This window comes from Actinomadura viridis, assembly GCF_015751755.1.
Classification (GTDB): Bacteria; Actinomycetota; Actinomycetes; order Streptosporangiales; family Streptosporangiaceae; genus Spirillospora; species Spirillospora viridis.
Genome location: NZ_JADOUA010000001.1, coordinates 5350441 through 5375808 on the forward strand (window position 1 = coordinate 5350441; position 25368 = coordinate 5375808).

23 protein-coding genes are annotated in these 25368 nt (G+C 72.4%); 13 read left to right on the forward strand and 10 right to left on the reverse strand.

Annotated elements, in window-relative coordinates; genetic code table 11:
* Positions 1–10: 10 nt before the first annotated feature.
* Positions 11–970 (forward strand): LysR family transcriptional regulator, encoded by a 960-nt coding sequence (locus IW256_RS24415; protein WP_197013197.1) that lies wholly within the window; start codon positions 11–13, stop codon positions 968–970.
* 28 nt (positions 971–998) lie between these two features.
* Here the strand turns inward: IW256_RS24415 and IW256_RS24420 are convergent, their stop codons facing one another.
* Complete coding sequence (locus tag IW256_RS24420; RefSeq protein ID WP_197013198.1) at positions 999–2189, reverse strand: cytochrome P450; 1191 nt, start codon at positions 2187–2189, stop codon at positions 999–1001.
* Positions 2190–2378: 189 nt separating this feature from the next.
* On the opposite strand from IW256_RS24420, the gene IW256_RS24425 reads away from it, so the two are divergent.
* Both IW256_RS24425 and IW256_RS24430 read left to right on the forward strand, forming a co-directional pair.
* Positions 2379–3194 (forward strand): SAM-dependent methyltransferase, encoded by an 816-nt coding sequence (locus IW256_RS24425; RefSeq protein WP_197013199.1) that lies wholly within the window; start codon positions 2379–2381, stop codon positions 3192–3194.
* Between the two features lie 211 nt (positions 3195–3405).
* Positions 3406–3762 (forward strand): nucleotide pyrophosphohydrolase, encoded by a 357-nt coding sequence (locus IW256_RS24430; RefSeq protein ID WP_197013200.1) that lies wholly within the window; start codon positions 3406–3408, stop codon positions 3760–3762.
* Positions 3763–3784: 22 nt separating this feature from the next.
* Here IW256_RS24430 and IW256_RS24435 read toward each other — a convergent pair whose 3' ends face one another.
* The 4 genes from IW256_RS24435 to IW256_RS24450 form a co-directional block, all read right to left on the reverse strand.
* Positions 3785–4987, reverse strand: a complete 1203-nt coding sequence (locus tag IW256_RS24435) for a globin domain-containing protein (protein ID WP_197013201.1) — start codon at positions 4985–4987, stop codon at positions 3785–3787.
* A gap of 82 nt (positions 4988–5069) precedes the next feature.
* Positions 5070–5513 (reverse strand): RrF2 family transcriptional regulator, encoded by a 444-nt coding sequence (locus tag IW256_RS24440; protein WP_197013202.1) that lies wholly within the window; start codon positions 5511–5513, stop codon positions 5070–5072.
* Between the two features lie 313 nt (positions 5514–5826).
* The gene (locus IW256_RS24445; protein ID WP_197013203.1) at positions 5827–6273 is read right to left on the reverse strand and encodes an FkbM family methyltransferase; all 447 of its coding nucleotides are present in this window, start codon (positions 6271–6273) and stop codon (positions 5827–5829) included.
* Between the two features lie 51 nt (positions 6274–6324).
* Positions 6325–7335 (reverse strand): cytochrome P450, encoded by a 1011-nt coding sequence (locus tag IW256_RS24450; RefSeq protein WP_197013204.1) that lies wholly within the window; start codon positions 7333–7335, stop codon positions 6325–6327.
* A 684-nt stretch (positions 7336–8019) separates the two neighbouring features.
* Between IW256_RS24450 and IW256_RS24455 the strand changes: the two genes are divergently transcribed.
* Positions 8020–9786 (forward strand): PD-(D/E)XK nuclease family protein, encoded by a 1767-nt coding sequence (locus IW256_RS24455; protein WP_197013205.1) that lies wholly within the window; start codon positions 8020–8022, stop codon positions 9784–9786.
* A gap of 4 nt (positions 9787–9790) precedes the next feature.
* Here the strand turns inward: IW256_RS24455 and IW256_RS24460 are convergent, their stop codons facing one another.
* Together IW256_RS24460 and IW256_RS24465 are read right to left on the reverse strand one after the other, a co-directional pair.
* A complete protein-coding gene (locus IW256_RS24460; RefSeq protein WP_197013206.1) occupies positions 9791–9961 on the reverse strand; it encodes a hypothetical protein in 171 nt (56 codons plus the stop codon).
* A gap of 93 nt (positions 9962–10054) precedes the next feature.
* Complete coding sequence (locus tag IW256_RS24465; protein ID WP_197013207.1) at positions 10055–11299, reverse strand: hypothetical protein; 1245 nt, start codon at positions 11297–11299, stop codon at positions 10055–10057.
* 246 nt (positions 11300–11545) lie between these two features.
* Here IW256_RS24465 and IW256_RS24470 point away from each other — a divergent pair, with 246 nt between their 5' ends.
* Positions 11546–11989, forward strand: coding sequence for a hypothetical protein (locus IW256_RS24470; RefSeq protein ID WP_197013208.1), 444 nt, complete (start codon positions 11546–11548; stop codon positions 11987–11989).
* On the opposite strand, the gene IW256_RS24475 is transcribed toward IW256_RS24470, so the two are convergent.
* Positions 11962–12414: a limonene-1,2-epoxide hydrolase family protein gene (locus IW256_RS24475; protein ID WP_197013209.1), complete on the reverse strand. Its 453-nt coding sequence runs from the start codon at positions 12412–12414 to the stop codon at positions 11962–11964. The genes IW256_RS24470 and IW256_RS24475 overlap by 28 nt on opposite strands.
* Between IW256_RS24475 and IW256_RS24480 the strand changes: the two genes are divergently transcribed.
* Positions 12374–15568: an AfsR/SARP family transcriptional regulator gene (locus tag IW256_RS24480; protein ID WP_307829029.1), complete on the forward strand. Its 3195-nt coding sequence runs from the start codon at positions 12374–12376 to the stop codon at positions 15566–15568. The two genes, IW256_RS24475 and IW256_RS24480, sit on opposite strands and share 41 nt — an antisense overlap.
* 20 nt (positions 15569–15588) lie before the next feature.
* On the opposite strand, the gene IW256_RS24485 is transcribed toward IW256_RS24480, so the two are convergent.
* Positions 15589–15798, reverse strand: a complete 210-nt coding sequence (locus IW256_RS24485; RefSeq protein WP_197013210.1) for a hypothetical protein — start codon at positions 15796–15798, stop codon at positions 15589–15591.
* A 143-nt stretch (positions 15799–15941) separates the two neighbouring features.
* Here IW256_RS24485 and IW256_RS24490 point away from each other — a divergent pair, with 143 nt between their 5' ends.
* The 7 genes from IW256_RS24490 (at position 15942) to IW256_RS24520 (ending at position 23988) form a co-directional block, all read left to right on the forward strand.
* Positions 15942–17507 (forward strand): MFS transporter, encoded by a 1566-nt coding sequence (locus IW256_RS24490; protein WP_197013211.1) that lies wholly within the window; start codon positions 15942–15944, stop codon positions 17505–17507.
* Positions 17508–17539: 32 nt separating this feature from the next.
* Positions 17540–18484: an SPFH domain-containing protein gene (locus IW256_RS24495; RefSeq protein WP_420535420.1), complete on the forward strand. Its 945-nt coding sequence runs from the start codon at positions 17540–17542 to the stop codon at positions 18482–18484.
* Positions 18485–18487: 3 nt separating this feature from the next.
* Positions 18488–18754, forward strand: coding sequence for a type II toxin-antitoxin system antitoxin (locus IW256_RS24500; RefSeq protein WP_197013212.1), 267 nt, complete (start codon positions 18488–18490; stop codon positions 18752–18754).
* Positions 18755–18757: 3 nt separating this feature from the next.
* Positions 18758–19390, forward strand: coding sequence for a GOLPH3/VPS74 family protein (locus IW256_RS24505; protein ID WP_197013213.1), 633 nt, complete (start codon positions 18758–18760; stop codon positions 19388–19390).
* A gap of 87 nt (positions 19391–19477) precedes the next feature.
* Positions 19478–21070, forward strand: coding sequence for a DHA2 family efflux MFS transporter permease subunit (locus IW256_RS24510; protein ID WP_197013214.1), 1593 nt, complete (start codon positions 19478–19480; stop codon positions 21068–21070).
* 9 nt (positions 21071–21079) lie between these two features.
* A complete protein-coding gene (locus IW256_RS24515; protein WP_197013215.1) occupies positions 21080–22627 on the forward strand; it encodes a hypothetical protein in 1548 nt (515 codons plus the stop codon).
* A gap of 80 nt (positions 22628–22707) precedes the next feature.
* Positions 22708–23988 carry an alpha/beta hydrolase family protein gene (locus IW256_RS24520; protein ID WP_197013216.1) on the forward strand — a complete coding sequence of 427 codons (1281 nt, stop codon included), beginning with the start codon at positions 22708–22710 and terminating at the stop codon, positions 23986–23988.
* Between the two features lie 58 nt (positions 23989–24046).
* On the opposite strand, the gene IW256_RS24525 is transcribed toward IW256_RS24520, so the two are convergent.
* Positions 24047–25105, reverse strand: coding sequence for a mechanosensitive ion channel family protein (locus tag IW256_RS24525; protein ID WP_197013217.1), 1059 nt, complete (start codon positions 25103–25105; stop codon positions 24047–24049).
* Positions 25106–25368: the final 263 nt, after the last annotated feature.

A 25368-nucleotide genomic window follows, 5' to 3' on the forward strand; every position in this document is an offset into this window, starting at 1 on the left:
GGCTGAGGCCATGGAACCCGATCTCCAGTGGATGCGCGCCTTCGTCGCCGCCGCTCAGGAGCTGCATTTCGGCCGGGCCGCGGCCCGGCTGTTCCTCACCCAGCAGGCGCTGTCCAAGCGCATCCGCCGGCTGGAGACCGCCCTGGCCACACCCCTGTTCGCACGTTCCACGCGCAGGGTCGAGCTGACCGCCGCCGGACGGCGCTTCCTGCCCCTGGCCAGGGAGGCGCTCGCCGCGTACGACGCGGCCGTCGCCACCATGCGCGCGACCGCGGAGCCTTTGCGCGTCGACGTGTACGCCGAACGCTTCACCCCGTTGCAGCTCCTGCGCGAGATCGTGGAACGCGTCCCCGGCCTGCGCGTGGAGCCCAGCATGCGGCAGGGGCTGGCCGGCGCGCTCCCGTCCGTCCAGAGCCGCGAGCTGGACGCCGCGTTCGGCCGCGTTCACGACCTCGGGCGCGGCTGGCCGGCCGAGCTGCGGCACCGGCCCGTCCACCTCGTCCCGATGGACGCCTTCGTGTTCGACACCCACCCGCTCGCCGGCCGGCGGGTCCTGAGCATCGCCGACCTGCGGGAGGCGGGCGTCGCGATGCCGGACCCGACGGGCTCCCCCGAATGGCGCGGGTACCTGACCCGGCTGAGCGACGAACTCGGCGTCCCGGTCCGTTTCAACGAGCCCGCGGTCGGGGTCAGGCACATCACGGAGCAGATACGGCGGGAGGACCGGGCGGTGGCGCTCGGCGAACGGGGCACGGACCTGCCGAGCGAGCCGCGGATGCGGCAGATCCCGCTGGCCGATCCGACACCGATGCACCTGTGGTCGATCGCCTGGCACCGCGAGGATCGCAACCCCGCGCTGGCCCGGCTGCTCCAGGAACTCCCCGGCCCGCCGCGTCCCGCCGACCTCGGCCCCGGCACCTGGCTCCCCGAGATCGACCGGACCGCTCTGGAAGCGCCGCACGAGGTCTGAACGGCCCGAGAGCACGGGGGAAGGGGCTTCAGCGGCGGGCCGTGATCCGGGTGGGCAGGGAGACGAAGCCCCGGTTGTTGGAGGAACGCACGCGCCGCGCACGGTCGATGTCGATCTCGTAGTCGGCGACGGCGGAGACGATCTCCTGGAGGGCGATGCGCGCCTCCAGGCGGCCCAGGTTCATGCCGAGGCAGTGGTGGCGTCCGCCGCCGAAGGCGAGCGACGGGCCGGTGTCGCGGTCCAGATCGAACCGGCCGGGGTCGGTGAAGACGCGCGGGTCGTGGTTGGCCGAGCCCGCGAGCAGCAGGATGCGCGCGCCGGCCGGGATCTTCACCCCGTGCATCTCGACCGCCTCGGTGGCGGTGCGGGCCAGCGCCTGGGTCGGCGGGTCGAACCGCAGGGTCTCGGCCACCCAGTCGTCGATGCGCCCGGCGAACGCCGCGGCCCGCTGTTCCGGGTGCCGCCAGGCCGCGTGCCAGGCGTTGCCGAGCAGCAGCATCGTGGTCTCGATGCCCGCCCCGACCAGCAGGATCAGCACCCCGACGATCTCCTCGGGGGTGAGCCGGTCGGATCCCTCGGCGGCGTCGAGCAGCCCCGACAGCAGATCGTCGCGCCGCTCGCGGGCGCGTTCGACGGTCAGCTCGGTGTAGTAGCCGACCAGGGCTCCGATCGCCTGCTGCGCCTCCGGGGGGAGGTCTCCGGACTGCCCGGACTCCTCGTCCCGGTACATGATCGCCATCCCCAGCCGGCGCACCATCTCGCGGTCGGCCTCGGGCACGCCGACCAGTTCGGAGATCACGTCCGTGGGGAACCGGCCGGCGAAGTCGGTCATCAGGTCGAACGTCCCGCCGTCGAGGAGCGGCCGCAGGCAGGAGGCGGCGATCTCGCGGATCCGCGGCTCCAGCTCCAGGACACGGCGCTGGGTGAACGCCCGCGACACCAGCCCGCGCATCCGCGTGTGCTTCGGCGGGTCCATGGCCACGAACGAGAAGAACCGCTCGGCGTCCGGCCCCCAGAACGCCGGCTCGATCCGCAGGCCGTTGACGCTGGAGAACCTCTCCGTATCGCGCAGCGCCGCCGCGATGTCGGCATGCCGCGACAACGCCCAGAAATCATCGGTCTCATTGCGGTAGACCGGCGACTCTTCGCGCAATCGTTCGTACACCGGATAGGGGTTGTCCTGAATAGTGAAGTCGAAGGGACTGTAATAGGGAGCCATGACCGCCTTCCGGATCGTCGCCGCCGGGCTGCAACGATCATGGCCTGATTCGCGCGGGGGCGCCACCGATTGGCCGGGTACGGCGCTCAGCCGGTCCCCGATGTGCGCGGACGGTCCCCCGCCGGGCACAATGACGCTGATCACTTGGAGCCGCCGCGCACATTCCGTCCGCCGAATCGAGGTCACCCTATGGACTCTGATCAGGTACCTCGCGGGATCGACCCGTCGAAGGCTCACCCAGCGCGCCGTTACAACTACTGGCTCGGCGGCAAGGACAACTTCGCGGCGGACCGGGAATCGGCGGAGACGGTCGCCTCGGGATTCCCGACCGTACGGCTGTCGGCCGTGGAGAACCGCAAGTTCATGCGCCGGGTGGTGACCTATCTGGCCGGGGAGGCCGGGATCGGCCAGTTCCTCGACATCGGCACGGGACTGCCGTCGGCGGGCAACGTGCACGAGGTCGCGCAGGAGATCGCACCGCGGTCGCGGATCGTCTACGTCGACAACGACCCCATCGTCCTGGCGCATGCCCGCGCGCTGCTCACCAGCGCGCCCGCCGGCGCCACCGCCTATATCGACGCCGACCTGCGCCGTCCGGAGGCCCTCCTGGCCCATCCGGAGCTGCGGAAGACCCTCGACCTGGGTGAGCCGGTCGCGCTGATGCTGATCGCGATCATGCATTTCATCGTCGACGAGGACGATCCTTACGGCATTTTCGCCACGCTGCGCGACGCTCTTCCACCGGGCAGTCACATCGTCATGTCGCACGCGACCGACGACTTCCTCGAACCGGAGGAACTGGCCGAGGCGAATGAGGCCAACAAACGGAGCGGGGTGCCCTTCCGGCTGCGTTCCACGGAGGAGTTCACCCGATTCTTCACCGGGCTGGAACTGCTCCCGCCGGGGATCACGTCGGTCGTCGACTGGCGGCCCGACGTACCGGAGGATCAGCGGGCCGCCATCGATGACGTGTCCATGTTGTGCGCCGTCGCCCGGGTCCCCTGACGGAGCGGGACGCCAATCGAGGCGATGTGCGCGAACGGCAGCCGCCGCGCGGTGACCGGGCGACCGCGGACGGTTTGTGAAAGAGGCTGGCAACGCCGGCGATGTACCGGCCCGCCAGTTCTCAGGAAGAGGCGCGGCGGCAGGAGCTCTCGCAGGACCTCAGGCGCTGGCCGGCGTCCGCCTGAACGGCCGGACGCTCTAGCCTGGCGGGATGCAGGACATCGGGACGTTGGCGGCGCGGCTCCGGGATTTCGCCGCCGAACGCGACTGGGAGCAGTTCCACACGCCCAAGAACCTGGCCATGGCGCTGTCGGGCGAGGTCGGGGAACTGGTCGCCGAATTGCAGTGGCTCACCCCGGAGGAGTCCTGGGCGGTCATGGACGATGCCGAGGCCGCCGCCCGGGTGCGGTCGGAGATGGCCGATGTCTTCATCTACCTGACCAGGCTGTCGGACCTGCTCGGGGTGGATCTCCTGGACGCCGCGCACCGCAAGCTGGACGAGGGCGAGCGCCGGTACGACGCCGCGACGTACCGCGGGTCGGCGCGCAAGGCTCCCCCGCTCCAGTGAACGAGGGAGCCCGTACGCACGTTCAAGTGGTGGAGGCGAGCCACAGGTCGGGGCCGAAGACCTCGTAGTGGATGCGGGACGCGGCGACGCCCCGTCCGAGCAGCTGCTCACGGACCGAACTCATGAAGGGGACGGGGCCGCAGAGATAGGCGCGGGTTCCTTCGGGGACGTCGATGCCGGCCAGGTCGGCCAGGCCCGTGTACTGGGACGGCCTCGGGTTCTCCGGGTGCTCGTACCAGATGTGGGCTTCGGCGTCGGAGAGCTTGTCGACGAGCAGGCCGAGTTCGGTACGGAACGGGTGGGTGCTCTCAGCGGCATCGGCGTGTACGACGACCACGCGGCGGGGCGAGCCGGTGGCGGCGAGGTGGGCGAGCATGCTGATCGTCTGGGTGCAACCGATGCCCGCCGAGGCCAGCAGCACCGGTGACTCGCCGTCGTCCAGCACGGTGTCGCCGAACGGGGCGCTAACGGTGAGCACGTCCCCTTCCTTGACGTTGGCGTGGAGCCGGTTGGACACCTCCCCGTCGGGCGCGCCGCCGGTGCCGTTCACGCGCTTCACCGAGATCCACCGGTCGGTGCCGTTGGGCGCGCAGGACAGGCTGTACTGGCGGATCTGGTTCGCGCCGTCGGGCAGGGGGCAGCGGACCGAGACGTACTGGCCCGGCTTGAACGGGGGGCTCGGCGACCGGTCGGCGGGGCGCAGCATGAACGTGGCGACGTCGGGCGTCTCCTCCAGGCGTCCGACCACCTTCCACTGGCTCCAGACGTCCCCGTCCGCCACGCCCGCCTCGGCGTACAGGCGTGCCTCCATGGCGATCAGCGCTCCCGCCATCAGCCAGTAGACCTCGTCCCACGCGGCGGCGACCTCGGGGGTGACCGCGTCGCCGAGCACCTCGGCGATGGCGGCGAACAGGTGCCGCTGAACGATCGTGTACTGGTCCGCGGTGATGCCCAGCGAGGCGTGCTTGTGCGCGATGCGGGCGAGCATGGCGTCGGGTCGCCGGCCGGGGTTCTCCACCAGCATCCCGGCGAACGCGGCGATGGACCCGGCCAGCGCCCTGGCCTGGGTGCCGTCCGCCTGGTTGCCGCGGTTGAACAGGTCCCGCAGCAGTTCGGGCTGAGCGGTGAACATCCGGCGGTAGAACACCGGCGTGATCTCGTCGATCGCGGCGCCGACCACCGGCAGGGTGGCGCGGACGACGGCCGCGGACTGGCTGGACAGCATCGACCCTCCCAAAAAATTGGTATCTCAGATACCTATTATCCCGCCGGGGTCGTCCGCCCCTCTTCCGGGGGTGGGGGAACGGTCAGCCGGGGCGCGTGCCGAGGATCTGGACGAGCACCGGCCTGGCGGGCTCGTCCACCAGGTCCCGCACGGTGATCGGATCGAGCGCCCGGTAGAACGCCTCCTGGGCCGTACGCAGCGCCACCCGCAGGCGGCAGGCGGCGCGCAAGGGACACGGCGGATCGTCCTCGCAGCCGACCACGTCCCCATGGCCTTCCAGCTCACGCACCAGGAAACCGACCGAGACACCGCGCCCGTACTCGGTCAGCACGAGGCCGCCGCCGCGTCCTCGCCTGGCCTCCAGCACCCCCAGGTGCTGCAGCCGGCTGACCACCTTGGCGACATGGGTGTACGGGGCGCCCACCGCCGCGGCCACCTCCTTGGAGGTCGGCGTCGCCCCGTCCTCCGCGATCGCCAGCCGCATCGCGACGCGCAGGGCGAGATCGGTGAACTTCGTCAGCCGCATGCGTCCAGATTACTTTCCATCCAGATGCCGATTTCCCAGCGCCGCCCAGTGGCCGTCGGCAGGCCTAGAGGCGGTGATGGGCTGCCCAGGCCGGACATTGGGGCGCGGACTCCGGCGAGTGGCCGTGGATGCCTCCGGTTCGCCGGGCGGGGACGGCGGTGAGCAGGATCGGTCTCGGTCTTATAAGCGGGGACGGCGGGACCTTGCCACCGTCGCGGAGCCGCTCGAGCGCCCAGGCCTCGGCGTCCTTCAGCTCCAACGTTCCGCTCTTCGAGTCCGTGCCGAGGGAAAGCCTTGATGATCGTTGTTACGATCACCGAGGCCGGGCTTCATTTCCGTCAGCGTGTGCGTAGAAGCGGTTGAGCCCGTCGAAGAGCGCCAGTTCGTACCCGGCGGCGAGCACTCCCGGCTCCCACTCGCGGTGGCTGGGCCGTGAGGTCAGCGGCACGGTGGCCTCCACCACGATCACCCTCGGCCGCCACGTCCCCAGGTCGGCCGAGGCCGGCACTTCCCGTTCGGAGCCTTCGACATCGACTTTCAGCAGATCGAACCCAGGTTCCGCGTGCTCGTGCAGGACGGTCTCCAGGCGTACGGTCTCCACCCGAAGTTCCTCGAATCCCCACCCGGCGGCCACATGCATGTCCAGCACGTCGCGGTCCAGGGTGCTCAGGCCGCCCCCGCCCACCTTGCCCGGCACCGGCACGACCCGGAAGAAGGTCTCCGTCCCCGCCCGCTCACCGATCGCAACGGGGACCGTCACATCATGCGGGCGCGCCACCCTGAGCCGCTGCCCCACGGCCGTGTTCTGATGCTATGAGTGCGGAAGGCTTCCTGGAGACGGACCCCAGGCGACCGGCAACTCCTCGATTCGACGAATCGGGGTGCCGGTATTCCATCTGACCTGGTCAGAGGGCACGGCAAGCCGAAGATCCGGGAACCGGCCGGTCAGAAATTCCAAGACGACATTGATCTCCAGCCGGGCGAGGTGGGCGCCTAGGCAGAAGTGGGCTCCAAACCCGAATGCCAGGTGAGGGTTCGGAGCTCTGTCCAGCTTGATCTCATCCGCGGCGTCGAAGACTTCGGGGTCGCGACTGGCGACGTCGTGCGCCACCAGCACCACGTCTCCCTTTTTGACATGGGCGCCCGCGAGCATTACGTCACGGGCCGCTCTGCGTGGCTGCCCACTGTCGAACCAGGAGTTCGGGACCACGCGAAGCAACTCCTCCACTGCGGAAGGAATCAACTCGGGTTGTTCACAGAGTCGGCGATAGAGGTGCGTTCCTTCTTCACCATGTACGGTGAGAAGCTTATAAACGGTTGCTGTGATCGCGGCAGCCGTGGTCTCCCAGCCCGCTATGATCAGGCTGGCCAAGAAAAGGGCAACCTCTTCCGGGTCGATGCCCAGATTTTGGGCATTCGTCACGGCCGTGGAAATTATATCGCTGGACGGACGGTTATGCCCTGCCTGCATGAGTTGGCCGGCGTACTTGGCTATCTCGACCATGGCCGCGGCATTCTGAGCATCCCGGTCAGGCCCGGTGGACAGCAGCATGTCCCCCCAGACCCAGAACTGCTCCACCTCATCTTCTGGCGCCCCCAGAAGTTCCGCGATGGCGTGCAGTGACACTGGCCATGCCAGATCATTCACGAGATCGGCAGGACCTCCAGAGGATTCCAGAGTTTCCATATGGCGGCTGACGAGAGCCTCGACATTCGGCCGGAACTTTTCGATGCGAGGGCGAGTGAAGCTCTTACTCACCAAGCTTCGCAGGTTCCTGTGATGCTCGCCGTCCTGGGCGAGGATGAGCGGTGACAGCCTCAAGAATGGGAGGATTCCATCGGCGTCGCCGCGCAAGAAGGTCGTGTCGTCTCTATAGACCTGCTGTGCGGCTGCGTGACTCCCTACCCACCATGCCCAGTTATCTGCTTGGCCCTCGGGGAGCGCCACTTTGAAGATGGATTGACCATCTACCTCGGCCGGTACGGGTGCGGGAGCCGCAAGGTCGGGGCCAGGCGGGAACGGGAATGGGCAGGCGGTCACCTGGGAGTTAGGACGAGTCACTTCGTGTGATCCTCTTTCCTTGACGGCCCCCGTGCTGTTCCCGTAGATCATCAGAGGAGCGAGACTCTGTCAAGCACTTGACGCTTTACTCCTCCTGAGGGCAGGTAACCGACCCTACGACGCCAGCTCACCGTCCGGCGCCCACCCTTCAACCTTCGCCCGCTCCAGCCGCTCGGTGAATACGGCAGGTGCCTGCCGGAACTCAGACTCTCGGTCAGCCTTGCAGAACGGCGTATACCCCTCCGGTGGAGACACCCCTTCCGGATTTTCCAGGTGCTCCTGGAGACTCTCGCAGCTCCCATGACTTGCCCAGATCCGCAAGAATTCCAGTTTTCGGCGATTTTAAAAGTTGGCCATCGAACCACATCGCAGACTCATATCCGTACTGACGAGAACCGAAAGAAACTGTAGGTCGATCGAATCAACATGCGCTTTACTATGTGCATGGCGACACGAGACTGGAGTCCCCCTGACGGTCTGCGCGGTCCCGCCGGTGTCATCCGGCTGACGGCGAGCCAGCTCGATCCCGGCGACCGGCGCTGCCCGGAGTTCGCGGCGCTCAAGGCGCGGCCCCAGGTCTGGCCGCGCCAGTCCGAACGGCGGCGTTTCCCGCCGTGGGAGGACTTCCCGCTCGGGCTCGTGATGGAGGCGCTCGACGCGGTCGAGTTCGACGGGTTCGAACTCGACGACGCCGTCGAGCGGGTGCTCAGGGAGAGCCGGTCGCCGGCGCATCCGGGGGCCGCCGTCTGGGTCCGGCACGCCTGCCACGCGTACGTGGAGGCGTCGGCGTGGGTGACCGACGAGCTGGCCGGCGAGGGGGTACGGCTGCGGCCCGAACGGCAGGCGCGGGTCGTCCAGCACGGGTCGGCCGTGGAGATGCGGGTGCTCACCGCGTGGGGCCGCTGGTACGCCTCCCCCGACGGCACGGTGCGGGAGTTCCGGCGGTTGCGGATCAGCCGTTCGGGCGACGCCGGCGCGCCGTCCACGGCGGCGGCGGCCTTCGTCACCGCGGCCGGGCTGAGGGCCTTCGGCTCGGTCTACCGCGAGCTGCCCGTCGAGGTCGGGCCGGACGACGCCGAGGCCGCGCGGGTCCGCGTGGTGGAGGTCGTGCTGGACTCGGACGCGCCGCCCAAGGTGCTGTTCGACGGTACGCCCGAGGAGGCCCGCCGGGTGTACGGCGAACGGGCCCGGCCGGTGGCGGCCGACCTCATCCGTGGCGGGTCCCGGCGGCCCGGCTCGGACTGCGCCGACTGCAAGATCCGTACCGGCTGCGAGGCGCTGCCGCACGCGTCCGGGCTGCTGGGGCTGGACGACCGGGGCACGCACCGGCGCACCTGGTCGATCACCACCGCGCGCCGGTACCAGATCTGCCCCGCGCGGGCCCATCTGCGCGACCTGCACGTCCCGGGCGGCCCGGCGGCGCAGGGCCCGGCGGTACGGCGCGGTGTGGTGGTCCACGAATGGCTCCGGATCGCGCACGGCAGGCCGGGTGCGCATCCTTGTTCGGCGGCGGACCTGCCGGAGGGGGATCCGGGGTTCGCGGCGGAGTTCATGACGCCCGAGGAGTACCGCGAGGCGCGCGCCTACCTGCTGGGGCATGTGGAGGTGTGCCCGCTGCGGCAGGTGCACGAGGAGGTCGTCACCGAGCCCAAGATCGCCGCGTACGATCCGGCCGCCGACGTGGTCGTGGTGGCCGATCCCGATCTGATCGCGCGCGGCGGGGGCCGGGTGCTCTACCGGGAGCAGAAGACGACGGTCAGCCCGGACCGGTTCGGCGCCGACGAGGCCCTCGAACAGGTGCCGCAGCTGGCGCTCGCGGTGCTGCTCATCGCCCACGGCGTCTTCGGGTCCACGGCGGGGACGGTCGAGCTGGAGGTCATGACGCCGATCGGCGCCGCGGTCCACGCGTTCGACGCCACCGACCCCGCCGTCCTGACCGAGGCGCGCCGGGTGATCGCCCGGCTCGTCCGCGACTGGCACCGGGACGTGCGGTTCGACGCGCGGCCCGGCCCGTGGTGCGCGGGCTGCACGGTGGCGCGCTGGTGCCCCGACCACCGCGAGCACGACCCGGCGGCGCCCATCGAGGTCGACGGCGTGCTGATCGACCCCCGTACCGGGGAGGTGCTGGGCACGGCCGACGCCGTCAGCGGCCGGGCGGCGGCGGTGTCGGCGGACCTGGTCGAGCCGGAGACCGAGGAGGTCCCCTTCTGACGGGTCAGGCCGGCGGGCGCAGGCCACCGTCGCCGAGCCCGTCCAGGCCGAGGCCGACGACTTGTTCCCCCGCCTCGACCTGTTCGCCGAACGTGCTCACCGCGGCGTCGTGCTCCTCGAGCGCGGGCAGTGCGCGGTCGAGTTCGGCCCGCAGGCCGGCCTCCGCGCGGACCATGCGGTGACGCGTCTCCTTGGCCATGCCTCTGCGTGCACGCGCACGGGGCTCCCCGGAGTGAACCGGGGAGCCCGATGCCGGGTTCTCTCTCGCCTACCCGCTCGCAGGTTCGACGAAGAAGCTCTCTTCCAGGAACGTGTTGTCCAAGCGCGCGGTCACCGTGGCGTACTGGAAGTACTCCACGGTGGAGGTCGTCGCGGTGAAGGTGCCCGATGACCGGCCGGCGGGGATGACGACCTGCGCGGGGACCTGCATCGCCGGATTGTCACTGGTCAACGTGATGGTGACCTGCTCACTCGTGGCGGTGCCCAGCTCGACGGTGCCCTCGTAGGTCCGCCCGCCGTACAGCGGCCAGTCGGTGAACGTGATCTGCTTGAGGCCGGGGCCGACGTGGAGGGTGTGGCTGCGCGCTCCGACGCCCTCGATGGTCGCGGTGATCGTGACGTCACGGTCGAGGTCGTAAGGAGCGCTGACCTGGACGGTCCGGGCGCCGCTGGTCCCTTCGGGGAGGTCCATGGCGGACGGCAGGTTCATCCTCGGTTCGTCGGAGGTGAAGGTGACGTGGATTCCTCCGTGAGGGACGGGGTTCGGCAGGTTGAGGCTCATGATGGTGTAGAAGCCGCCCCCACGGAGGCGTGCCGGGCCGGTGAGGCTCCAATCGCCGGGATCGTAGGTCCACGCTCGCAGGGCCACCAGGGCGGTCCTGGTCTGTCCGGGCAACTTGGCCGTGACAGTGACCTGGGCGTCCTGTGGGATACGGGTGGTCTTCCCCCGGAATCCGGCGACACCGAGGGCTCCTTGCGGGATGGTGACGGACGCCGGCATGCGGAGCGCGTCGTTGTCACTCTCCAACGGGATCGTCAACCCGCCTTCGGGCGCAGGGCCGTTCAGCCCGATCTGGAAAACGACATCGTCGCCACTGATGACCGAGCTATCGGCAGCGAAGAACTTGAGGCCCGGCTTGAGCTTGAGCGCTCGGGTCAAAGTCTCCCCCGGCAATGACGCGGTGATGGCCACGCCGTATTCGCCGTAGATGTAATCCGGCTGGTGTGTCTGGATGGGGAAGACCGCCTCGGTGGCGCCCGCCGGGACGGTGACGCTCTCGGGGACGCTCGCCCAGGCGGGCTCGGCGGAGGCCAGCGTCACCGTGGTGGCCTGCGGCCTCGCGCAGTTCAATGTGACGCTGCCATCGGCCTTTCCACCTGAGTGCACCGGCTCGCCTGGCAGCTCCAGGCTCGCGAGACGAGGCCCGCACGGGGGTGTGACGGGGACCTCCGCATACGCGTGCGACGCCAGTCCCAGCGTTCCGATGACGAACACCGCCAGGACGGTTCTCACGACCGCCCTCGCCGTTCTCATCCGTTTCATTCCACGCCCTTTCTCCACCGCCGAGCGATGGCACGACAGCGTTGAGCGGCCGAAGAGCGGGGATTTCTTGGTGGAAACGGGCGACGGCCGGCCGAGGCCGGCGCTGAACGGTCGACCGGCCCGTGCCCGAGATCATAATTGGCGGGAGCAGGCACGACCAGGCATCCGGCCATGACCGGACCCGGCCGGATTTTCCGGACGTGGATAATGCGGTGGGTGGAGAGGGCTGACGAGATCTGCTCGATCGGGATCCGCCGTGGAGTCATCCGGCTGACCTCCGTCGAGATGCGGACGACCTATGGCGGCTTGATCGAAGGGGTGCCGACGGCTTCGCACAACGAGCGGGTGATCGAGCGTGCCGCCGAGCGGGCGGGGAAGATGTTCCGGCGCCCCGTGTACGTGGTGCCGCCGGTCAGGACCGGCGGGGGCCGGACGGGCTTCCGCGGCGAGCCCGTGGAGTTCCTGCCGCCGGTGGAATGCACCGGGTCGTTCAGCGGGCCGCCGACGTCCAGGGCGGCGGGCGACTGGTGGTTCACCTCACTCGCGGTCGTGTGGTTCCAGGCGCTCGGGGGACGGGTCGTCCACCCGGACGCCGAGAAGGCGATGTACGGGATGCCCTGGGATGAGCTGGCTCAGGACTTCACCTTCGACGACTGGTAGGGCTGGGACTTCAGCCCGCTCAGCGCGGCGCCGAAGAGGCCCTTGACGCTGGAGGCGAGGACCGAGGCCCAGTCGTAGTGCTCCCGCCACAGCGTGATCTTGCCGTCGCGCACCTCGAAGGTGCTGCAGACCCAGAACCGGGCCCGCCAGTTCTTGCGGACCGTGACGTCGACGCGCTCGGTGAGGACGATCGGGCCGTTGGTCGCGATGTTGCGGATCTGGGCCTCGTAGCCGGTGCCCATGCGGGTGAAGCCGCGCATCCGCTTCTCGAACTTGTCGAAGCCGCGGACGACCGGGAACGGGACGTTCTGGTACTCGATGTCGCGGGAGACGTAGGTCAGCGCACGGTCGACGTCGAGGTCCTCGAAGGCCGCGAGGAACTCGGTGACGACGGTCTGGTTCGAGGTCATGGTCTCGGTGGTCATGGTCTCTCCGATGTACGGGCGGCACCGTGCCTACGAGAGAATCGGCGCCATGCTGTTCGGCATATTGGGGCCGGTCGAGGTGTCCCTCGACGGGCGGGCCGTCGCCGTGGGCGGGCCTCGCGTACGGGCCCTGCTGGCGATGCTCCTCCTGGACGCCGGCAACATCGTCGGCACGGAGCGGCTGATCGACGGCCTCTATGGGGAGGATGCCCCGCCCGGCGCGGCCAACGCGCTCCAGTCGCAGATTTCCAGATTGCGGCGCGGATTGGGCGGTGCGGCGGCGGTGGAGGGGCATCCGGCCGGGTACCGCCTGGCCGTCGGCAGGGAGGCCGTGGACGTCCACCGGTTCGAGCGGCTCGCGCGGGAGGGGCGGCGCGCGCTGGGCGACGGCGACCACGCGCGGGCGGCCGGGGGGCTGCGGGAGGCGCTGCGGTTGTGGCGCGGGCCCGCGCTGGCGGACGTGCCGGCCCCGTTCGCCGCGGGCCAGGTGGCCAGGCTGGAGGAGCTGCGGGCGGCGGCCGTCGAGGACTGCGCCGAGGCGGAGATCGCCCTGGGGGACCACGCGTCCGCGCTGCCGGGGCTGCGGGGGCTGGTCGCGGCGCATCCGCTGCGGGAGCGGGCCCGGGGCCTGCTCATGCGGGCGTTGTACGGGAGCGGGCGGCAGGCCGAGGCGCTGGAGGTCTACGAGCGGACCCGCGCGCTGCTGGCGGAGGAGCTGGGCGCCGACCCCTCGGCCGAGCTGGCCGGGGTGCATCTGGCGATCCTGCGCGGCGATCCGGCGCCGGGCGGGCCGCGGCGTCACCTGCCCGCGCGGCTGACCAGCTTCGTCGGGCGCGAGGAGGAGCTGAGCCGGGTCGGGGCGATGCTGGCCGGGCGGCGGCTGGTGACCCTGCTGGGGCCGGGCGGGGCGGGCAAGACCCGGCTGGCGCTGGAGGCCGCGGCGCTGGAGGAGGGCGAGGTCTGCTTCGTGGACCTGTCGCCGGTGGGCGACGGCGCGGAGGTGCCCAGGACGGTGCTGGGGGCGCTGGGGGTGCGGGAGAGCGCGATGCTGCCGGGCGCGCACCCGTCCGATCCGGTGGAACGGCTGGTCACGGCGCTGGAGGGGCGGCGGTTGCTGCTCGTCCTGGACAACTGCGAGCACGTGATCGAGGCCGCGGCCCGGCTCGCGCACCGGCTGCTGGGCGCCGGGCCGGGGCTGCGGGTGCTGGCGACCAGCCGGGAGGCGCTGGGGATCACCGGGGAGTCGCTGCATCCGCTGCCGCCGCTGGCGCTGCCGCAGGAGGGCGCCGGGGCGGCCGAGGCGGCGGGGTACCCGGCGGTGCGGCTGTTCGCGGACCGGGCGGCGGCGGTCCGTCCGGGCTTCGCGGTCACCCCCGGCAACGTGGCGGCCGTCGTCCGGATCTGCGCGGCCCTGGACGGGCTGCCGCTGGCGATCGAGCTGGCCGCGGCGCGGCTGCGCTCGCTGCCGGTGGAGGAGGTGGCCAGGCGGCTGGACGACCGGTTCCGGCTGCTGTCGCGGGGCGACCGGGCGGCGGCGCCGCGCCACCGGACGCTGCGCGCGGTGGTGGAGTGGAGCTGGGACCTGCTCGGGGAGGCCGAGCGGACGCTGGCACGGCGGCTGACGGTCTTCTCCGGGGGCGCGACGCTGGAGGCCGTCGAGGCGATCTGCGGCCTGGAGGGCGAGGCCGACGAGCTGCTGGTGGAGCTGGTCGAGAAGTCGCTGCTGCAGACCGACGGCACCCGCTACCGCATGCTCAGCACCGTCCAGGCGTTCTGCGCGGAACGGCTGGAGGAGGCCGGTGAAAGGGAGCGGCTGGAGCGGGCGCACACGGCGTACTTCCTGAACCTGGCCCGCCGCGCCGACCCGGAGCTGCGCGGCCCCGGGCAGCTGGAGTGGCTGACGCGGCTGGCGGCCGAGCACGGGAACCTGCACGCCGCGCTGCGCCGTTCGGTCCGGGCCGACCCGGTGACCGCGCTGCGGCTGGTCGCGGTGCTGACGTGGTACTGGTGGCTGCGGGGGCGGGTCGAGGGCGGGCCGCTGGCGATCGAGCTGCTGGAGGCCGTCGGCGTGGAGCCGCCCGAGGGGTGCGACGAGGAGTACGTCCTGTGCGTGGCCAACGCGATCAGCGCCGGGGCGTCCGGGCCCGGGACTGCGGCGGCGCTGGACCTGGCGACCGCGAGGATGGCGGCGCTGCGGTGGCGGCTCGACCATCCGCCGACCATGATCCTGTGGGCGGTCACCGCGGGCCCGGAGCGCATGGACGTCGACACGCACGCGCTGCAGGTCGGCCGGGACGCCTGGTCCACGGCGGTGCTCGAGATGAGCAACAGTTTCCTGGCGCAGTTCCGCAGGGACATGGACGAGGCCGAGGCGTCCAGCAGGCGTGCGCTGGAGGGGTTCCGGGCGGTCGGGGACCGCTGGGGCATGGCCAACTCGCTGGATCCGCTGGCGCAGCTGGCCGACCGGCGCGGTGACCGGGAGCGCGCCCTGGCCCTGCTGGACGAGGCGCTGGGGCTGATGAGGGAGCTGGGCGCCCTGGAGGAGCAGTCGGACCTGCTCTGCCGCCGCGCCGACATCCACCTGCACGGCGGCGACCTGGACACCGCGCACGCCGAGTTCGAGGCCGCCTCCGATCTGGCGCGGCGGGCGGGGGCCCGGGACAAGGTGGCCGCCGCCCACCACGGGCTCGGGGAGGTCGCCCGGCTGCGCGGTGATCTGGACGGCGCCCGGCGGCTCTACGAGGGGGCGCTGGCCCAGGTCTACCCCGAGCGTTTCATCGCCGCGGCCACGCGTGCGGCGGCGCTGATCGGGCTGGGCTGGCTGGCCGTCGCCGAGGGGGACGCGGCGGGGGCGCGGGCCCTGCTGCGCGAGGCGCTGGAGATGGGCGTCGACCACCCGGTCTTCCTGCACCGGTCGCAGGCCGTCGTGGCCCTGGGCGGCCTCGCGCTGCTGGAGGGCGACGGGGAACACGCCGCGCTGCTGGCCGGGGCCGCCGGGGTGCTGCGCGGCGCCCGCGCGTACGGCGGCCCCGACCTGGCCCGCGTGGAGGCGGCGGCGCGCGCGATGACCGGGGACGCCGCGTACGAGGCGGCCCGGGCGAAGGGTGCCGCGATGACGGCCGAGGAGGCCTTGCGGGCGGCCCTCAGGGCCTGACCGCCGCCCGCGGGGAGCGGTCAGTCGCGCTCCGCCGCCGCCTCCTCCGGGAACGGCAGGTAGCGCGCGCACGTCCCGCACCACCACCGTTCCGGCCCGACCTCGCAGCCGCCCAGGACGATCTCGCCGCGCTCGGCGGCCTCGAACATCTCGGGCCCCGGCAGGCCGTACAGGACCGGCGCGGCCGCCCCGCCGCACCGCGGGCACGCGGTCGTCTCGTTCTCCGCCACGGGCGTCCTCCCTGGTCTCGATCATGTGTCGCGGGGTGAGACGCGCCCGCGGGGCGCGAGGTTCGGGACGTTCACGGCGGCGGTGCGGCGGCGGTGCGCGGACGGTGCGCCGCCGGTCAGCGGGCCCGGCCACGGTGGCCGGCATGAACGAATTCTCCAGTGCCCGCAAATGGGGCACGTTCGCCGTCTGCGGGCTGCTCGTCATGCTCCCGAACCTGGATCTCACCGCGCTGAACCAGGCGATCCCGCACCTGACCGCCGACCTGGCCCCCTCGGCCACGCAGATCCTGTGGATCGCCGACGCCTACGGCTTCGCGCTGGCCGGGCTGCTGATCACGATGGGCGGGATCGGCGACCGGATCGGGCACCGGCGGATGCTGATGGCGGGGGCCGGGCTGTTCGGCGCCACGTCGGCGCTGACCGCCTACGCGAGCAGCGCCGAGCTGCTGATCGCGGCGCGGTTCCTGCTGGGGGTGGCCGGGGCGACGCTGATGCCGTCGGCGCTCTCGCTGATCCGGCGGGTGTTCACGGACCCGGGGGAACGGACCATGGCGGTCGGGATGTTCGCCGGCATCGGCGGGCTGGCGGTCGGGCTCGGCCCGGTCGTGGGCGGAGCCCTGCTCGACCACTTCTGGTGGGGCTCGGTGTTCCTGATCAACATCCCGCTCACCCTGGTCGCGGTGGTGGCCGGACTGGTGGTGCTGCCCGAGACGCGCAGCCCGCTGCCCGGCCGGCTGGACGCGCTCAGCGTGCCGCTGTCGATCGCCGGTGTGGTCGGCGTGGTGTACGCGCTCAAGGAGGCCGCGGCGGGCGAGGGCGCGAGCGCCGGGGTCGTGGCGGCGGCGGTGGGCGGCGTGCTCGCGCTGGCGGCCTTCCTGCTGCGGCAGGCCCGGCTGGACGACCCGCTGATCGACGTGCGGCTGTTCCGGCGGATGGCGTTCTCCGGGTCGGTGATCACCACGATGTTCGCGATGTTCGCCCTGGTGGCCCAGTCGCTGATCTTCTCGCTGTACTTCCAGCTGGTGCTGGGGTGGTCGCCGCTGCAGTCCGGGCTGGCCGGGCTGCCCGGCGCGCTGGGCGCGATGGTCGGCGGCGCCGCGCTGGCCCCGCCGCTGATCGGCCTGCTGGGCCGGGCCCGCGTGGTGGCCCTCGGGCTGTTCGTGGCCGCGCTGGCGTTCGGGCTCCTCACCCGGGTGGGAACGGAGGCGGACTACATCTCGGTCCTGATACCGATCGTCTTCTCCGGTACGGGCATCGGCATGGTCATGACGGTCACCGCCGACACCGTCCTGGCGACGGTCCCCCGGGACCGTTCGGGCGCGGCCTCGGCGATCTCGGAGACCGGCATGGAACTGGGCGGGTCCCTGGGCATGGCCGTGCTGGGCAGCGTGCTCAACGCCGTGTACCGCGGCAGCGTGGAACTGCCGGCCGGGCTGCCCGCCGCGGCCGGGCACGCGGCGCGGGACTCGCTGAGCGGTGCGGTGCAGGCCGCCGCCGGGCTGCCCGCCTCCCTCGCGGCCCAGGTCGAGTCCGCCGCCCACCGGGCGTTCGTGGACGGCCTGCACGCCGCGGTGCTGTGCAGCGCCGCGCTGGCCGCGCTCGTGGGGGTCTTCGCGCTGTTCGCGCTGCGCGGCGTCCCCAAGGTCATCCCGGAGGCGGCCGAGAGCGGGGACGGGGCCGCGAAGGCGGAGGTCACGGCCACGCGTTGAAAAAAGTGATATCACTTTGCTAGATTGCTGCCATGAGGATCGAGGACGCGCCGAAGGAGGCCGCCGCCATGGCCGCACCACCCGTGGAGATGCCGAGGCCGGAGATCGAGGAACGCGCCGCGCGGGACGCGTCGGGGTGGCCCATGCTGGGGCTGTCCCTGCTGCTGGTCCTGCTGGGCGCGGCGGCGATCCTGGTGGGCGTGGCGGTCGGCGGCGCCGCCGTCGTCGTGGCCGGGATCGTGCTGGGATCGCTGATCGTCATCGCCGGGCTGGTCGTCATGGCGGGCCTGACCCCGGTCGCCCCCGGCGAGGCCCGGGTGCTGCAGATGCTGGGCCGCTACACCGGCACGGTCCGCACCGACGGGCTGCGCTGGGTCAACCCGATCACCGAGCGGAAGCGGATCTCCACCCGGATCCGCAACCACGAGACGGGGCTGGCCAAGGTCAACGACCTCGACGGCAACCCGATCGAGATCTCCGCCGTGGTCGTCTGGCAGGTGGAGGACACCGCCCGCGCGGTGTTCCAGGTGGACGACTTCGTGGAGTTCGTGGCGTTCCAGACGGAGGCGGCGGTCCGGCACATCGCCGGCAGCTACCCCTACGACTCGCACGAGCGGCTCTCGCTACGCGACAACGCCGACGAGATCACCGCCCAGCTGTCGGAGGAGCTGTCGCTGCGGGTGTCCTCCGCCGGGGTCCGGATCATCGAGTCGCGGATCACCCGGCTGGCGTACGCCCCCGAGATCGCCCAGGCCATGCTGCGCCGCCAGCAGGCGGGCGCGGTGGTCGCGGCCCGGCAGCGGATCGTCGAGGGCGCGGTCGGCATGGTCCAGCTGGCCCTGGACCGGCTGGACGAGGAGAACGTGGTCGAGCTGGACGAGGAGCGCAAGGCCGCCATGGTCAGCAACCTGCTGGTGGTCCTGTGCGCCGACCGGGACGCCCAGCCGGTGGTCAACACCGGCTCCCTCTACCAGTGACCAGTGGCCTCCGAACGTAAGAAGATCCTGCTGCGGCTCGACCCCGCCGTCCACGACGCGCTGGCCCGTTGGGCGGGGGACGAGCTGCGCAGCACCAACGCGCAGATCGAGTTCCTGCTGCGCCAGGCCCTGGCCGACGCCGGGCGGATGCCGCGGACGGCCGGGCGGATGCGCCGGCCCGGCCGGCCCGCCAAGGGCGCCGCCGCGGAGGTCACCGAAGACGATCCCCCAGGGCCCCCTCCCACCGGGGATTCCACGAGCGAGGATTAGGTCATGGTCGAGATTCCCGAGACACTGCCGGCCAGGATGTTCCTGCTGGCCTACGACCTGAACAAGAAGCGCCTGGCGCTGTCGGGCGGCACGCTGGGCTACCTGCTGCGGGCCGCCGCCCTCACCGAGCTGTACCTGGACGGGCGGCTCGACGAGGAGCGGCGCCGTCCCACGCCCGGCACCCCGGGCGAGGACCCCTACGGCCTCGTCGCCCAGATCTCCGCGTCCCGGCCGCGCTCATGGCAGTACTGGGTCCGCAAGGACGGCAGGGCCATGGTCCGGACCGTGCGGCAGGAGCTGGCCGACGGCGGCTGGATCCGGGTCCGGCACCGGCGCAGGCTCGGGCTGTTCCCCCACGACGAGATCACGGTGCGGGACCCGCGGGTCGTCAAGACCCTGTGGGGCGGGGCCTCCTCGGCGCTGCGGGGCCGGCCGGTGGCGCACGTCAACAGCTACGACGCGGCGGCGGTCGCCCTGGCGGCGGCCGGCGAGCTGAAGACCGTCCTCCCGGCTCCGGACCGGCGCCGCCACAAGCGGCGCATCGAGGAGCTGACGGCGCGGTCGGGGCCGGCGGCCCCGGCGGCCCGGAAGGTGATCCGCGCCACCCAGTACTCGGCCGCCGCCTCGGGCGGCTGACCCTCCCGGATTGACAGCGCGGCCACGGCGGACGACCCTGACGGGGTTCGTGACCATGATCTGACATCCCGCCGGAAGGGACGGCCAGTGCGCGAGCCCGCGGGGCACGGCGGAGCGGAGCCGCCCGCCGGGGACGCCGCCGGAGCACCGGCCCCCTGCCCCGATCCCTGGCGGGTGCTGTCGGCCGTCGGCCTCGGCACGGTGCTGCTGGTCGTGAACGTCAGCACCCTCAACATCGCGTTGCCCGTGGTGGTCCGGCACTTCGGCGCGGGCGCCGCGGCGGCCGGGTGGATCCTGCTGGCGTTCATGCTCGCGCAGACCGGCCTGCTGATGGTGTTCGGCCGGGTGGCCGACGTGTTCGGGCGGCGCGGCACCTACCTGTGCGGGCTGGCGGTGTTCACGCTGGCCAGCCTCCTGGCCGGGTTCGCGCCGGACGTGACCACGCTGATCGTGCTGCGGGCCCTGCAGGGCGTCGGCGGGGCGGTGCTGCTGGCCAACGGGACCGCCATCATCGCCTGGGCGTTCGGGCCCGCCCGCCTCAGCCAGGGCCTCGGGGTCTACCTGGGGATCCTGGGGGCGGCGCCGCTGCTGGGGCCGTCCATCGGCGGTTATCTCGCCGAGACGGCGGGCTGGCAGTGGGTGTTCTGGTTCAACGTCCCGCTCGGCGCGCTGGCGCTCGGCTGGGGGCTGCTCTCACTTCCCCGCGTGCCGCGCGGCCCCCGCGAGCCGATCGATTACCTCGGCGCCGTGCTGCTGGTCGGCTGGCTGAGCGGGCTGGTGATCTCTCTCACCGAGGCGGGCGCGCGCGGCTGGACGGGCCCGCTCACCGCCGGGGGGCTGGCCGCCGCGGCGCTGCTCCTCCCCTGGTTCGTCCTCAGGCAGCGCCGGGCCCGGTACCCGCTGGTGGACCTCGCCCTGTTCGGCGACCGCCGCTTCACCCAGGGCTCGGTCGCGGCGCTGTTCAACACCCTCGCCCGGTTCGGCACTCTGCTGCTGCTGGCACTGTTCCTTCAGGCGGTCAGCGGCATGACGCCCGCCCAGGCGGGGCTGGCGGTGCTCCCCGGGCCGCTGGCGGGGATGGTCGCCGCGCCCGTCGGCGGCTTCCTGAGCCGCCGCGTCTCCCCGCGTACGCTGGCGGTCGCCGGGTCCGCGATCACCTCGGCGGGGCTGGCGGTGACGCTCCCGCTCCTTTCCGGCGACACCCCTTACGCGCTGGTCGCGCTGTGCCTGGTGGCGGTCTCGGCCGGCAGCGGGATCTTCGCCACGGGCAACACCGCGGCGATCCTGGCCGCCGTCCCGCCGGAACGGCTCGGCATCGCCAACGGGCTGCGGATGACCCTGCAGAACGTGGGAAACGTGCTGAGCGGCGCGTTCTGCCTCACCCTCGCCGCCTCCGCGCTCGCCCGCGCCGACCGCCACCTGCTCTACCAGGGGGCGGCGGCCGAGATGTCGCGGTCGTCGCTCGGCGCGCTGGCGGACGGCTACCAGCGGGCGTTCGCCCTGCTCCTCGCGGCCTCGCTGATCGCCACGCTCACCTCGTTCTCCAGCCGCCGCCTGGCCCGCGCGGAGGCCGCCGGCACCGCGGCACCACCGGGCGCGGACGGAGCCGTCCCCTCGGGCACGGCTCCGGCGAGGAGCCCGGGCGGAAATCAGGTGCCCGGTGAGCCCCCCTCGCCCTAAAGTGTCCGGATGTTCGGCAGGCAAAGGCACGACGACCCCCCTGTCTCGCTCTACGACCACGTACGGGCTCACGTCCCCGAACGCGGCCCCGGCCTCCTCGACGGCGGCGAGACCCTGCCCGACGAGGGCGACGAGGGCGACGGCGACGGCCTCGTGTGGGCGCCCGGGGCACGCGACGGCATGCTCACCCACCACTGGGCCGGCAAGGCCGATCCCGGGGAGGTCGAACGCGTCTCGGCCGCCCTGCTCACGGCCCTGCGCGACCGGAAGGGCCGGGACGGCGGCGACGCGGCGCTGTACGAGGCCGCCCGGCAGGTGTCGGTCGTCTCCCTGGTCGGCGACGTCCTGGACCGGGTCGTCGCCGCCGGCGTCGACGCGGAACGGTGCTACCGGACCGGCTACCGCCTGGCCACCGAGGGACGCCACCGCGAGCCGGTGAAGCTGGGGATCGCGCTGCTCGGCCTGTTCGACGCGGCGCACCACCGCGACGAGCTGATGATCCTGGGTCGGCACGACGAGTTCACGCTGTTCGCCGCGGTGGCGCTGGCCAACCGGGAGGGCGGCGCCGAGCAGGACCTGTGGGAGCTGGCCCGTTCCGTACGGGGCTGGGGGCGCGTCCATCTCGTGGAGCGCCTCGCCGGGACGGCGGACCCGGGCCTGCGCGACTGGATCCTGCGCGAGGGCTTCCGCAACGAGGTGATGGACGCCTACCTCGCCGGGACCGCCGCGGAGACCGGCGGCCTGGCCGAGGCCCTGGCGGGCGGGGCCGCGGGCGGTCCCGACGACGAACTGCTGTACGCGGCGGGGGACATCCTCTCCGCGCTGTGCGACGAGGGCGGGCCGATGGAGGGCATCACCGCGTACGCCGACGGCGAGCGCGCGGCCGGTCTCTTCCTCGGCCACATGGCCGCCCGGGCGAGCGACCTGCGCCACTTCCTGGCGGTGCACGCGGTGCGCGGCCACGCCGAGCGGGCGTGGCCGGACCTGGCGGAGCGCTGCGCCGAGATCCTCGGCCGCCCGGTCTGGCCCGAGAGGGCCCGGCGGGACCTCGCCGCGGACGACCCGGCCCGCTTCCACCGGGCCGTCCACGCGTGCGGGATCCTGGGCGTCCCCACCCTGCGGGCGCACCTGGACCGGCTCCGCACCCGCGACCCGTTCGTCCAGGACGATTGGTACGGCGCCGTGACGCAGGCGGGACCGGACGAGATCGACGAGGTGATCGCTCTGGCGTCCGAGCTGCTGCCGCTGGACGCCGTCGCCGCCGGGCCGGCCCGTAAGGCGGGCTCGGGCGAGGCGTTCACCCCGCACCGCTGCCTGGACATGCTGCTGCAAGGACTGGTCGCGTGGCCCGGCCGTGGAACGCCGCTGGTGCTGGCCGGCCTGGCGAGCCCGGTCGTGCGCAACCGCAACATGGCCGTCCGCACGCTGGACGCCTGGGGCGAGGCCGCCTGGCCGCCCGGGACGCGGGACGCGCTGACCACCGCGCTGGCCCGCGAGCCGGACGACGGCGTCCGCGGACGCCTCCAGGCCCTCCTGGAGGACCGCCCGGTCGACTGAACCGGTGCTGACGAAAGTCGGGGACGCGCGGAGCCGTTCGGCCATGATCTCGGACGGGCCGCGCGCGCCAGGGTGGGCGCATGCGTACGACGACACGCCTCCTCGCCCTGGCCGCCGGAGCGTCCTGCCTGGTCACGGCCTGCGGCTCCGGAGCCGCCACCCATGCCGCGCGGTCCGCGGCCACCGCCGGCGCCTCCGGCGCGAAGGCACGCTTCGAGCTGCCGGCGCCGACCGGGCCGCTCCCCGTCGCGACCACGGAACTGCATCTGGTCGACCACGCCCGCACTGACCCCTGGGTGCCGGGACGGACCCGCGAACTCATGATCAGCCTCTGGTATCCGGCGCGCACCGCCCCGCCGCCGGAGCGGGCCTCCGGGAACCGGCGGACGGCCCCGTACCTGCGGCCCGGGGTCGCTCGGGCGCTCGACCGCGGCGGGGCCCTCGGCGTCTTCAAGCCCGGCGAGGTCGACTGGGCGGCCGCGCGGACGCACGCCGCCGAGGGGGCGCCCGCCGACACCCGCCGGGGGGCGCTGCCGGTGGTGCTGTACTCCCCCGGCTTCGGCGTGCCCCGGGCGCTGGGGACCACCCTGGCCGAGGAACTGGCCGGACGCGGCTACGTGGTGGTGACCATGGACCACACCTACGAGACGGCCCCGGTGGAGTTCCCCGGCGGGCGGGTCGAGCTCCAGCGCCTGCCGGAGCCGGGGCCCGCACGGCTGAAGACCGCGCTGGCCACCCGCGTCCAGGACACCCGGTTCGTCCTCGGCCGCCTGGCCTCGATGCGCGCCGGGACCAACCCCGACGCGGAAGGGCGGCCCCTCCCCCGCGGGCTGGGCCGGATCCTCGACCTCTCGCGGGCCGGCATGGCCGGGCACTCCGCCGGGGGCATCCAGGCCGCCGAGACCATGCGCGTGGACCGGCGGCTGGACGCCGGCGTCGACCTGGACGGCACGATGCAGTACGCCGCCGGCGATCTCGTCCGCGTCGCCGAGGTGGGGCTGGACCGCCCGTTCATGCTGATGGGCGCGGCGACCGGGGGCAAGCCGCAGACCCACCTCACCAACCCGTCCTGGAAGTCGTTCTGGGAGGCGTCGACCGGCTGGAAGCGTGACCTGAACGTCCCGGAGGGCAGCCACTACAGCCTCACCGACCTGCAGGCGATCCTGCCCGCCCTGGACCGGCACCTGGACATCCCCGCCGACGGGCGGCGCGCCCTCATCGGCACCGTGAACCCGGAACGGATGACGGACGCCTACCGCGCCTACGTCACGGCGTTCTTCGACCGGCACCTGCGGGACCGGCCGGGGCGGCTGCTGGACAGGCCGTCGCCCCGGCATCCCGACATCCGTTTCATCCCCTGACCGCGGCCCTGCCCTGAGCCCCGGACAGGGGTTCAGGGCAGGGGTTCAAGGCAGGGGCTCAGCGGTCGAGCGCGGCCAGGCCGGGGGCGGGCTCCTCTGGCAGCAGCACCCGGCGGACCGGGAACGGGATGTCGATGCCCTCGGCCTGGAAGCGCCGGTGCAGGCGCTTGTAGAACTCGTGCTTGATCCGGAACTGCTCGCCGAACTCGATGATCCGCAGGATCACGGTGAACTCGATCCCCGACTCGGCGAAGGTGTGGAAGCGCACCAGGGTCTCGGCGTCCCGTACCGCGCCCTCGATCTCCGCCATCACCTCGGTGCCGGTCTCGACGACGACCTTCTCCACGTGCTCCAGGTCACTGCCGTAGGCCACCCTCGCCTGGATGAGCAGCGACATGTCCTGGGCCGGGCGATGGTAGTTGGTCAGGATCGTGTCGGAGAAGCGCGCGTTCGGGATCACCTCGATGTTGTCCGAGAGCGTGCGGATCGAGGTGTTGCGCCAGTTGATGTCGACGACGTACCCCTCCTGGCCGCTGCTGAGCCGGATGTAGTCGCCGGGCTCGATCGTCTTGGACGCCAGCACGTGCACGCCCGCGAACAGGTTGGCCAGGGTGTCCTGCAGGGCCAGCGCGACCGCCAGGCCGCCGACGCCCAGGGCGCCCAGCAGCGGGGTGATGGACACGCCCAGGCTCTGCAGCATGACCAGCATGCCGACGCCCAGCACCACCACCCGGGTGATGTTGGCGAAGATCGTCACATTGGCGGCGACGCCCTGCCGGGCCAGCGCGATCGACGTGACGATGCCCGCGATCAGCCGGGCGCAGGCGAGCGAGACGATGATGATGGTCGCCGCGGTCAGCACCTCGGCGGTGACCCTCAGCGTCCCGTGCTTGAGGTTCAGCACGTTGGCCGCGACCCAGGCGCCTCCGAGGAGGGACAGCGGCACCGCCAGGTCGTGCAGCAGCCGGGCCGCCAGGTCGTCCCAGGCCCACCGGGTGTCCCCGGCGCGCTTGTTCAGCCGTCCCGACAGCACGCGCAGGACGACCGCGACGACCAGCGCCGCCGCCATCACGGCGATGGCGGCGATGACCCGGCCCCAGTCCAGCGACTCTGGCATGACGTGAATCTTCTCCCTCCGGGCGGCGGCGTGCTCGCGCCGCCGGCGCCGTCCCCGCGATGCGCGGAATGCATGTGCTCATTTGCACCGGTCTCGACAGCGACTGATCGTAGTGAAAGGCGATGGCGCTCCGGGCCTATCCGCCGAGACCGGGCGGACTCGCCGGACCGGTGCGGGGCCGTCGACGGTCCCCGGTCCCGGCCCGCGCAAGCGCAGGCCACGGCGATGCACACGGCGCGAGCAGGGCGGCGTGACCATCGGCG